This is a genomic window from Bacteroidota bacterium, assembly GCA_016718825.1.
Taxonomy (GTDB): domain Bacteria; phylum Bacteroidota; class Bacteroidia; order J057; family JADKCL01; genus JADKCL01.
Window position 1 is genome coordinate 77,850 of the sequence record JADKCL010000028.1, and the last position, 9,331, is coordinate 87,180.

The 9,331-nt window shown below is 53.2% G+C and carries 8 protein-coding genes; 3 read left to right on the forward strand and 5 right to left on the reverse strand.

Annotated features, from left to right (window positions below):
* Nucleotides 1-12 precede the first annotated feature (12 nt).
* The 3 genes from IPN95_23085 to IPN95_23095 all read left to right on the forward strand — a co-directional run bounded on the left by IPN95_23085 (nucleotide 13) and on the right by IPN95_23095 (nucleotide 3,171).
* Complete coding sequence (locus IPN95_23085; protein ID MBK9452252.1) at nucleotides 13-513, forward strand: SRPBCC domain-containing protein; 501 nt, start codon at nucleotides 13-15, stop codon at nucleotides 511-513.
* A gap of 4 nt (nucleotides 514-517) precedes the next feature.
* On the forward strand, nucleotides 518-1,147 hold the full coding sequence (locus IPN95_23090; GenBank protein MBK9452253.1) for a DUF998 domain-containing protein: 630 nt from the start codon (nucleotides 518-520) through the stop codon (nucleotides 1,145-1,147).
* Nucleotides 1,148-2,880: 1,733 nt separating this feature from the next.
* The gene (locus IPN95_23095) at nucleotides 2,881-3,171 is read left to right on the forward strand and encodes a GIY-YIG nuclease family protein (GenBank protein MBK9452254.1); all 291 of its coding nucleotides are present in this window, start codon (nucleotides 2,881-2,883) and stop codon (nucleotides 3,169-3,171) included.
* Nucleotides 3,172-3,225: 54 nt separating this feature from the next.
* Here IPN95_23095 and IPN95_23100 read toward each other — a convergent pair whose 3' ends face one another.
* The 5 genes from IPN95_23100 to IPN95_23120 form a co-directional block, all read right to left on the reverse strand.
* Nucleotides 3,226-3,828, reverse strand: a complete 603-nt coding sequence (locus IPN95_23100) for a M48 family metallopeptidase (GenBank protein ID MBK9452255.1) — start codon at nucleotides 3,826-3,828, stop codon at nucleotides 3,226-3,228.
* Nucleotides 3,829-3,932: 104 nt separating this feature from the next.
* Nucleotides 3,933-7,277: a type I restriction endonuclease subunit R gene (locus tag IPN95_23105; protein ID MBK9452256.1), complete on the reverse strand. Its 3,345-nt coding sequence runs from the start codon at nucleotides 7,275-7,277 to the stop codon at nucleotides 3,933-3,935.
* 359 nt (nucleotides 7,278-7,636) lie between these two features.
* Complete coding sequence (locus IPN95_23110; protein MBK9452257.1) at nucleotides 7,637-8,008, reverse strand: HNH endonuclease; 372 nt, start codon at nucleotides 8,006-8,008, stop codon at nucleotides 7,637-7,639.
* A 155-nt stretch (nucleotides 8,009-8,163) separates the two neighbouring features.
* The gene (locus tag IPN95_23115; GenBank protein ID MBK9452258.1) at nucleotides 8,164-8,343 is read right to left on the reverse strand and encodes a hypothetical protein; all 180 of its coding nucleotides are present in this window, start codon (nucleotides 8,341-8,343) and stop codon (nucleotides 8,164-8,166) included.
* Nucleotides 8,344-8,469: 126 nt separating this feature from the next.
* Nucleotides 8,470-9,331, reverse strand: an 862-nt coding sequence (locus IPN95_23120; GenBank protein MBK9452259.1) for an AAA family ATPase, incomplete at its 5' end; no start/stop codon positions are given.

Below are 9,331 nucleotides of genomic sequence, written 5' to 3' on the forward strand. Positions count from 1 at the left end.
AAGCAATAGAAAATGAGCAGCAACAAGACAGAAATCGTCAGGGATTTCCCCGCAAAATCAATCAACGTCATCCGCGAATTTGCAGCGCCCGTCGAAAAGGTTTGGCGCGCATTCACCGAGGCAGCGCTGTTGGACCAATGGTGGGGACCCTCGCCGTGGCGCGCCGAAACCAAACACATGGACTTCTCCGTCGGCGGACATTGGCTCTATGCCATGGTAAGCCCGGAAGGTGAAAAGCATTGGGGAAGAATGAATTACGTGGGGATCACACGGCACCACCATTACGATTTCGAAGACGGATTCTGCGGCGAGGACGGCGTGCTTTCACCCGAAATGCCGCTCGGCAATGGCACCACGAGCTTCATCCCGACAGCCACCGGCACAAGGGTGGAAATGATGAGTTATCACCCCACCGAAGCCGACATGCAAGCCATCATCGAAATGGGCTTCGAAGAAGGCATCACCCAATGTTTCGAACAATTGGCGGACCTGTTGCCAAACATCAAGGCCTGAAGACATGGAATACATCGCAATATCCGTGGTGGCTGCGGCCATGCTCGCGCTGCTCTGTCTGCTCGCCCTGCACTTTCTCAGCCCGGAATTCGGCCCAAGTTGGCGCATGATCAGCGAATATGCCCTCGGTAAACACAAATGGCTGATCACAAGCTTTTTCCTGTTCTGGGGTGCGAGTTCCATCTTGCTTGCCGTCCTTCTTTGGGGGCAAACAGGCAGCTTAGGATCCAAGGTCGGTGTTTTCTTCCTGTTCCTTTCCGGCATCGGCGAAATCATGGGCGGATTGTTTGACATCAAGCACAAGCTCCATGGGACATCCTTCATGCTCGGCGTGCCCTCCTTGCCCATCGCAGCCGTGATTTTGGGTTATTATTTGGTCGACCTGCCAGCCTATGCCGACGCATCCACGCTCCTCATTTCCGCCTCCCACGCGACCTGGATCAGCGTCGTCCTCATGGGCGCAGCAATGGGCGTGATGATCGCTGGATTCAAAAAAGCAGGCATCCCGATGGGACCAGATGTTCCGCCACCGACCTCTGTGCCTAAAGGCGTGGTCGCCCTCGCAGGTTATGCGAACCGGGTGTTGGTGCTGGCGTACCTGTTTTGGGTTGGGCCGCGATACCGGCCAGGCTGAGGCAGTGGCCTTTATTGATGAGGCATTGGCCTCCGGCCAAATGCCGATCGACCGCCCGCCGGAGCCTGCTCAGAGCGGAGCGTGGAGGCGGAATTTAAGGCGATGGGATGAATGCGATCTGAGGTGGGTTCGTCGGTTACCTGACGATTGCGGAGACGGAAATTCGTTTGTGATTTGCCCATGAACCGCCAAAGGTCCGCCTGCGGCGGATGACGACGAGGTCGTCTTATAAATAGCGTCTTTGACGCTCATTTTCGCGCCCGCCGGGCGGGGGGGGAGCGGGACTTTCCGGTCCCAGGAGCCAGGCGCCGCGGCGGGGGGCGGGAGGTCGTCTAAATAGCGTCTTTGGCGCTCATTTTCGCCCTGTCCGCCAAGGCGGACCTGGGCAGGTTACTGTCAGAAAAAGTGAAACATTTTCCTGTCCCATGAAGCCAAAGGTCCGCCTGCGGCGGATGACGATGAGGTCGTCTTATAAATAGCGTCTTTGACGCTCATTTTATCTCTGCTGCCCTGTCATCCGCCGCAAGGCGGACCTTTGGGCAGGTTACTGTCAGAGAAAACGATAGCAGTAAAACATTTTTCCTTTCCCAAATGAACCGCCAAAGGTCCGCCTGCGGCGGATGACGACGAGGTCGTCTTGTTTAGCGTCTTTGACGCTGAAGATATCACTGCTGCCCTGTCATCCGCCGCAAGGCGGACCTTTGGGCAGGTTACTTTCAGAGAAAACGATAGCAGTAAAACATTTTTCCTTTCCCAAATGAACCGCCAAAGGTCCACCTCCGGTGGATGACGACGAGGTCGTTGAAAATTTAGCGTCTTTGACGCTGAAGATATCACTGCTGCCCTGTCATCCGCCGCAAGGCGGACCTTTAGGCAGGTTACTTTCAGAGAAAACGATAGCAGTAAAACATTTTTCCTTTTCCAAATGGACCTTTGGGCAGGTTACTTTCAGAGAAAACGATAGCAGTAAAACATTTTTCCTTTCCCAAATGAACCGCCAAAGGTCCACCTCCGGTGGATGACGACGAGGTCGTCGGGATTTTAGCGTCTTCGACGCTGAAGATATCACTGCTGCCCTGTCATCCGCCGCAAGGCGGACCTTTGGGCAGGTTACTTTCAGAAAAAACGATCGTCACGAATCTTTTCCTGTCACCAAGGAACCGCCAAAGGTCCACCTACGGTGGATGACGACGAGGTCGTCGGGATTTTAGCGTCTTTGACGCTGAAGATATCTCTGCTGCCCTGTCATCCGCCGAAGGCGGACCCTTGGGCAGGTTACTGTCAGAAAAAACGATCGTTACGAATCTTTTTTCCGGTCACCAGTGAACCGCCAAAGGTCCGCCTCCGGCGGATGACGACGAGGTCGTCTTATAAATAGCGTCTTTGACGCTGAAGTTATCTCTGCTGCCCTGTCATCCGCCGAAGGCGGACCCTTGGGCAGGTTACTGTCAGAAAAAACGATCGTTACGAATCTTTTTTCCGGTCACCAGTGAACCGCTAAAGGTCCGCCTGCGGCGGATGACGACGAGGTCGTCTTATAAATAGCGTCTTTGACGCTCATTTTATCGCTGCTGCCCTGTCATCCGCCGAAGGCGGACCTTTGGGCAGCTGATTGAACACTATTCTTGGTATCAAATGCCAGAAAACTATATTAATTAGATTTGTGCTTGGATTTGTCAGTTATTTTGAATATATTTACTATCGAAACGCGAATTCCGAGTCAGATCTTGCCAATGTATTACTACACCTACATCACAACGAACCCCGGCAACTCCGTTCTTTACACAGGAATGACGAACGACCTACGACGCCGATTGACCGAGCACAAGGCGATGCGAGGTAGTTCAGATAGTTTTGCCGGGAAATATTACTGCTACAAGTTGGTATATTTCGAACGTCACTTGACGGCAATGGGTGCCATACGTCGTGAAAAGGAGATCAAGAAGCTTAGTCGGGAGGACAAGATTCGTCTTATCGCTTCCAAAAATCCAAAATGGGAATGGCTCAACTCGATGGCGGGTTAATTTTTTCACTGGTTCCAGATTGAGCGGGATTAATGACCTGACATCCTCCCCCCCTCAAGCCAGCATCCGCTCCAACTTCGCCTTCCATTTCTCCCAATCGGGCATCTCCCTTGTCTGCAAGGCAACAAATGCCGCGGTATGATCATGATGCACCAAGTGGCAAAGCTCGTGGACAATGACGTACTCGATACAAGGTTTGGGGGCTTTGATCAACTCGGGGTTGAGGATGATTTTGCCTTTGGGGGTGCAACTGCCCCAGCGCAGCGGCATGTTTTGGAGGTACAGCCCTGTCGGCGCGACCCCGTAGGCCGCAAACCTTTGTATCCACGGTTCAGCGATCTCCGCGAATTTGAGCTTGGCACGAAGGCGGTACCAATCCTGCACCAATTGCGCGGCTTTGGATTTGGATTTGCAGGTGACTTGCAGGTGCCCTCCGGCGTATTCGACGGCGTTGCGTTTGCCCTCGGTCACTTGCAGCCGCAGCTGCCGGCCCAGGTAAAGATGCGATTCGCCGGAGACGAATTGTTTGGGTGCCGTGCGGGGATGGAATCCCAAAAAGAACCGCTGCTGCTGCAAAATCCACGGTGCCCGCTTGCGGAGCTTTTCCTCAATCTTGTCCATCGCAGCCCCACGCGGCGCCGTCACGATCACCGCCATCTCGGGCGTCACCGCAATCCCCAACGTCCGCCGATCCGAATACCGCAAGCTATAGGCGATCGTCGCACTCCCGAATTGTAAAACAAGTTGCTGATTATCACTATTCACTTTTCACTGATCACTATTCCCTGTCCCCCGCCCCCGATTAACCGCAAAGTCGCAAAGAGCGCAAAGGTTCGCAAAGTCAAGCAAAGAAACGCAGGCAACTTTTCACTTTTCACTAATCTCTTTCTCCAATACCGGTGTTTTGCAATCTCCACACAGCGTTCCGCAAATCCATCAATCTCTTCATAACTCATCTTCACGCCGTAGGCGGTCCGCACCTGATCAATCAGGTATTCGCCGATTTCGAAGACCATGCGCTTTTGCACGTCGTCGTTGCGTTTCCAGTCCACCACGAGATGCGCCTGAATGATCTGATCGATCGCCAAGGCGAGTGCGACCATCGCCTTTTCCTTGATGCTTGCATCGGTGAACCGTCCCTCGAAACTGACCCCGAATTCCCGGAAAAAGGTTTGCGCCACGGCATGGTCGCGCAACGGGGGAGGAGTGTCATCGGTCTGACGGTCAAGCGCCTGCTGCTGAAATTCCTTCATCCGCTCCAGGTACTCCAATTCCGAGATGCGCTGCGCACGGTACTCGGCGATCGTCTGCCGGATCATCTCGCTCAGGCGCAGGTAATACGCCGGATCCATGTCCATGTTTTCGTTGATGTACTTGGTCGTGCGGCTCGCAATCGTCTCGGCCTTGGCCGCTGCGCCGGTCACTTTTTCGAGTTCCGTTTCGAAGGCCTTTTTGTCCGTGATGCTCACCAATTCCGTGAGTCGGATCACCTCGTCCGTCGAAACATGCTGATCGAGCAGCTTCTGCAATTGCCGCTCGTACTGCTGATAATTGGGTTTGTCGCTGTATTGATTCACCGCCGCATTCCGCAATTCGACGTAAAATTTCAGGTCCTTGGCATACACTTCCTTCTGTGGTTTGGGCGTGGTTTCCTCCCATTCCAACGAACAATGCGCCAATTTCAGGAGGCGGGCATAGCGGTTGAACTTCTCGTAAAACTCCATCCGCCTTGCCTCGTCTGCCAACAGCTGCAAATGCGCCGTGACATCCAGCGGATTCCGGAGAATCTTGAACAGCTCCTTCAGCTCCGCATGGGCGCTGCGCAGTTGTTGCCATTCCTGCGAAAGCTCGTTGAATGTGCCCTGCAAGTCTTCCTTGTTGTATTCGCCCTCGTAGGCATATTGCTGCATCGCGGCATACAATTCCTCGATCACCCCGTCATAATCCACGACAAAACCATAATCCTTGCCCGGCGCGACGCGGTTCACGCGCGCAATCGCCTGCAACAGCGTATGCCCGCGGAGCTTGCGGCAGAGGTACATCACGATGACCTTCGGCTCGTCAAATCCCGTGAGCAATTTGTCCACGACGATCAGCAATTCCGGATCATCCTGCGTCTTGAAACGCTGCCGAATGTCCGTTTCGATGGTTTTCTGATCGCGGCCGTAGCGGTCCACCACCTTTTTCCAATACGCCACCACCTTGTCGCTCGGCCCCGAATTGATGTCGTCGTTGCCTTCGCGGTCATCCACGGCCGACATCACAATCTCCGTCGTCACCTTGCCCACCAAGTCAAAGGCCTCCTTGTACAGAACCGCCGTATGCCGGTCCGGACAAACGACCATGCCCTTGAAACCTTCGCGTCCTCCTGTGCGGTTGCTGCCCCAGTTGCTGCTGTAATGCCGTGAAATGTCGCGCACAATCGCGTGGATGCGCTGTTCGGTCTTGTTGACCATGTCGGAGCGGCTGAATTTCTTCCGCATTTCCACCGAATCCACCTCGGGCGCATCTTCCATCACCTGATGAAAACCCCTGTCCAAGGCGCCCTGATTCACATCTTGCAGGGCATGACGGCCTTCATAGACAATCGGCACGACCGCCTTGTCTTCCACGGCTTGCATCACGGTATAGCTGTCGATGATGCCCCCGAAATGCTGGGCGGTATTTTTCTCGGCCTTGACCAAGGGCGTCCCCGTGAAGGCCAGAAAACAGGCATTGGGCAACACCTGCTGCATTTTGACGTTGAAGCTGCCGTATTGTGTGCGGTGTCCTTCGTCGATCAAAACAAAAATGTCGGGCGAAGTGAGCGGGGTCGAAAGCCGGTTGACCGCCGCCTCAAACTTGTTGATGACCGTCGTGACCACGGCATCGCCCGGACTTTGCAGCAATTCCACGAGTTCATTTCCCGTCTTGGCATTGCGCACAAATCCCTTGTCGATGCGCCCGAAGGTATCCGTAATCTGCTCGTCCAGCTCCACACGGTCGGTCACCAGCACAATCTTGGGGTTGCTCACCGTCTGTGCGATCAACTGCGCCAGCATCACCATCGTCAGGCTTTTGCCGCTGCCTTGCGTATGCCAGACCACCCCGCCCCGCCGCCGACCGCCATGCACCGTGCGAATGCGCTGCATGATCTTCTTGATCGCGAAGTACTGTTGGTAGCGGCAGATTTTTTTGACGCTGCCTTCGAAGAGAATAAAATGTCCCGTCAAATCCAGCAACCGCTCCGGCCTCGCCAGCCAATAGAGGTACTGATCCTGCACATTCGTCACTTGTGGCAATGCCGCCCGCGCCAGCAATTCCGCGCGTTGCAGTGGCGTGCAGTCCGCGTACAGGCGCTGCGCGAGCTTGGGATCCAAGGGTTGATTCACCAGGGATTCGATCAGCGCTTCCTCTTTTTCCTGTTCCTTTTGCCGCGTTGCTTCCGTGGCGCCTGCAAACCGTTCCCGCCAAGTCGCCCAAAATTCCTCCTTGGTATCGGTCGTCGCATAACTCGCCACGGTCGTCGCCAGCCCCAGCAACAACTGCGAATACACATACAGCGGCCGAATCCCGTCTTCTTGCTGATTGCGCAGGTGTTGGGAAATCGACGAACTGATGGACCCTGCCTTGTCGGGGCGTTTGCATTCGATGACGCAAAGCGGGATGCCGTTCACAAACAGCACGATATCGGGCCGGTAGGTATCTTGGCGACCGCTCCGGGCCACCGCGAATTCCGTGGTCACATGAAAGGAATTCCGCTCGGGATGTTCCCAGTCGATATAATGCAGGGTATGGCTTTTTTTATCGTCGCCGACCGTTTGTTCGAGGGCTTTGCCGTAGCGCAGCAATTCCCAGGCCTTTTTGTTGGCGACCGTCGTGCCCTCGTGCAGGGGCATGTCTTTCAGGGCTTGCACCGCATTGCTGAGGTTGGCCTCCGAAAACTTGACCGCCTTGCGTCCGCTGCCCGGCTGAATCTCATTGATCCGGTCCAATGCCTCCCGCAAAATGCCCTCCAGCAAAACCTTGGTCGTCTTGCCCTCCCGCTGCGCCAACGCCTCCACCGGACTGAGATAGGTATAACCCAGCTTGACAAGCAGCGCCAAAGCGGGGTATTTGCTGATCAGATCTTCTTGGAAGGAGGGGGCATGGTTATTTTCTTACGAATGGTTGACCTAGTAGGAACTATGCGAATTTCTTAGTTTCCAATTTCCAGTGCCGTCAGAGATTGGAAGATATGTATTGGGAAAGGCGGAATTGATAGCATCGAGGACCAGCGGGTAATTGGCAAATCTTTGAATCCAAAACGAATAAAACCCATGGCCTAGCGCAGTCTTTGCGATTAATTGGGCGGTGACAGTTGTCGGCGCTTCCTGCCAATCCTCTAAGCAAGTTTGGATAATACCAAAGACTTCAATGCCGAATAATCCATCGACTGTCTCGGTCCGTGGGTTCTTTCCAGAGTGGGCAATTCGGTTCAGCCCCATTAAGTTGATCGTTGCTTCAGCTTTAGCACTGATCGCAGGATGCAAATGGTATGCAGGCTCGATGACCTTGACTTCAGAATAATCGAAGGCATGAATCGTATTGTCGATATCAGCCGCCATAGATAGCCTCGGCGCGATGTATTGCGATCTGTCTTGATCCCGTTGCAGTATCGGCAACTCAATAGGAAATTGTTCCAGTCCAATTCGTTACCGCCGTGGTTCACAGGATGGACGTGCTCTACCTCGATCATATTGGTGACGCGCATCTCGCAATAGGCACAATACCACCCAATACGTCCTGCAAGGTCGTTTCTCGCATCATGGTAGTCCTTGTACTGCCTCGGTGATGCCCCTTTTTCGATACACCTCATGACTTATCGAGTTTAGATTCGGCCATCATGCGTTTTTGTTCTAGAAAGGCTGTGTAGGCCATATTGGGAGTAGAGGCTCTTCCGAGGAGGTTCAAGCGCTCCCGAATCGCATTCAGTTCCTCTGAGGAGTATCGGGATGGAGTCTACTGAGCAGGTCAAAATATTCTTTGGCGGACAGATACATATTTTTCTTTTCGCTGCTCCAAGCAGGAGTCAGGCACTCCTTGTAAGTATTCAGCTACATCTTCAAAACTATATTCATCAGCTCCACCAATAGAGACAGTTCCCTTTCCTTGAATGCGATACAATTCCCCCTCAGCAGTCTCTTGAATCACAAAAGGGAGTGCGTCGAAGCCACAAATTGAATTTTGGGAATGTTTCCTTTAGCTGCCTCACGATCAACTTTTGCCAAGCTGGATGCAGGTGCAGGTCAATTTCGTCAATGAGAACGTGCCTTCCAGTCAATGTTGGGGCATCCGCGCCGAAATGCCGGATTGAGCGTCACGCAGGCGCCAAGCCAAATCGGCAAACATCGCCAGAAGGTTGCGATAACCATCGCTCAAATAGGAAAAAGGAATTTCGTCCCCATTTTGAAAAACAATGTAGAGTGTTTGTATTTTGTCTGAGTCAAACACCCATTTCATTCGCTCTACCCCTGGTATATTGGCTACGATCACGGCTTCTACACAGTCCAATTGAAAGGTCGACTTACCAGTGATACGCATATCAGCATATTTTCCCTCAAACCACTGCAACAGCTTTCTAAAGGTCGGTTTGGCCTCAAGCGCATCGTGGTAGCCACGGAAACGTGAAGGCAGGGCATCCAAAGAATTCCCATTTCCATCCAACACTTTTGCGTCTTCTGTTTCGTCTTCCCAAAGGCGAGAAGTAGCGTAAAAGGCTATTGCTGGCAATGCAATTTTCTCGGTTCTCCGTGGATCACCGATGTCGTCTAGAAGTTGAGATGCATAGTCAAAGAGCGCGTTGATATGATGAAGGTAGGTGGGTTTGTTTCCATGTCTTGACCTTTGCCAAGTAAGATTTCCGCCATTCACAAAGCCGTTTTCAACACTTACCTCTGTAAGGCTGGCATACTCAAAAGATCCCTCACTTGTCTTGAAATATCGGAGATCGGAATCCTCGATTATCCGAGAAGTAACTCCCATACCTGAAATAAACGGCCCCACAGCCACGGCAAGCGCACTCAAAATCGCCGTCTTCCCCGACCCATTTTCCCCGATCAAGAGGTTAAACCGTGGGTTGAGGTCGAGTGTCAGATCCTCGATGCCCCGGAAATTCTTGATGTTGATCCTGTCAATTCTC

Bases quoted from the DNA above. Each gene is read 5' to 3' on its own strand.
- IPN95_23090 (MBK9452253.1), top strand. From the start codon at position 518: ATGGAATACATCGCAATATCCGTGGTGGCTGCGGCCATGCTCGCGCTG.
- IPN95_23100 (MBK9452255.1), bottom strand. From the start codon at position 3,828: ATGGCGGTGATCGTGACGGCGCCGCGTGGGGCTGCGATGGACAAGATT.
- IPN95_23095 (MBK9452254.1), top strand. From the start codon at position 2,881: ATGTATTACTACACCTACATCACAACGAACCCCGGCAACTCCGTTCTT.
- IPN95_23085 (MBK9452252.1), top strand. From the start codon at position 13: ATGAGCAGCAACAAGACAGAAATCGTCAGGGATTTCCCCGCAAAATCA.
- IPN95_23110 (MBK9452257.1), bottom strand. From the start codon at position 8,008: ATGAGGTGTATCGAAAAAGGGGCATCACCGAGGCAGTACAAGGACTAC.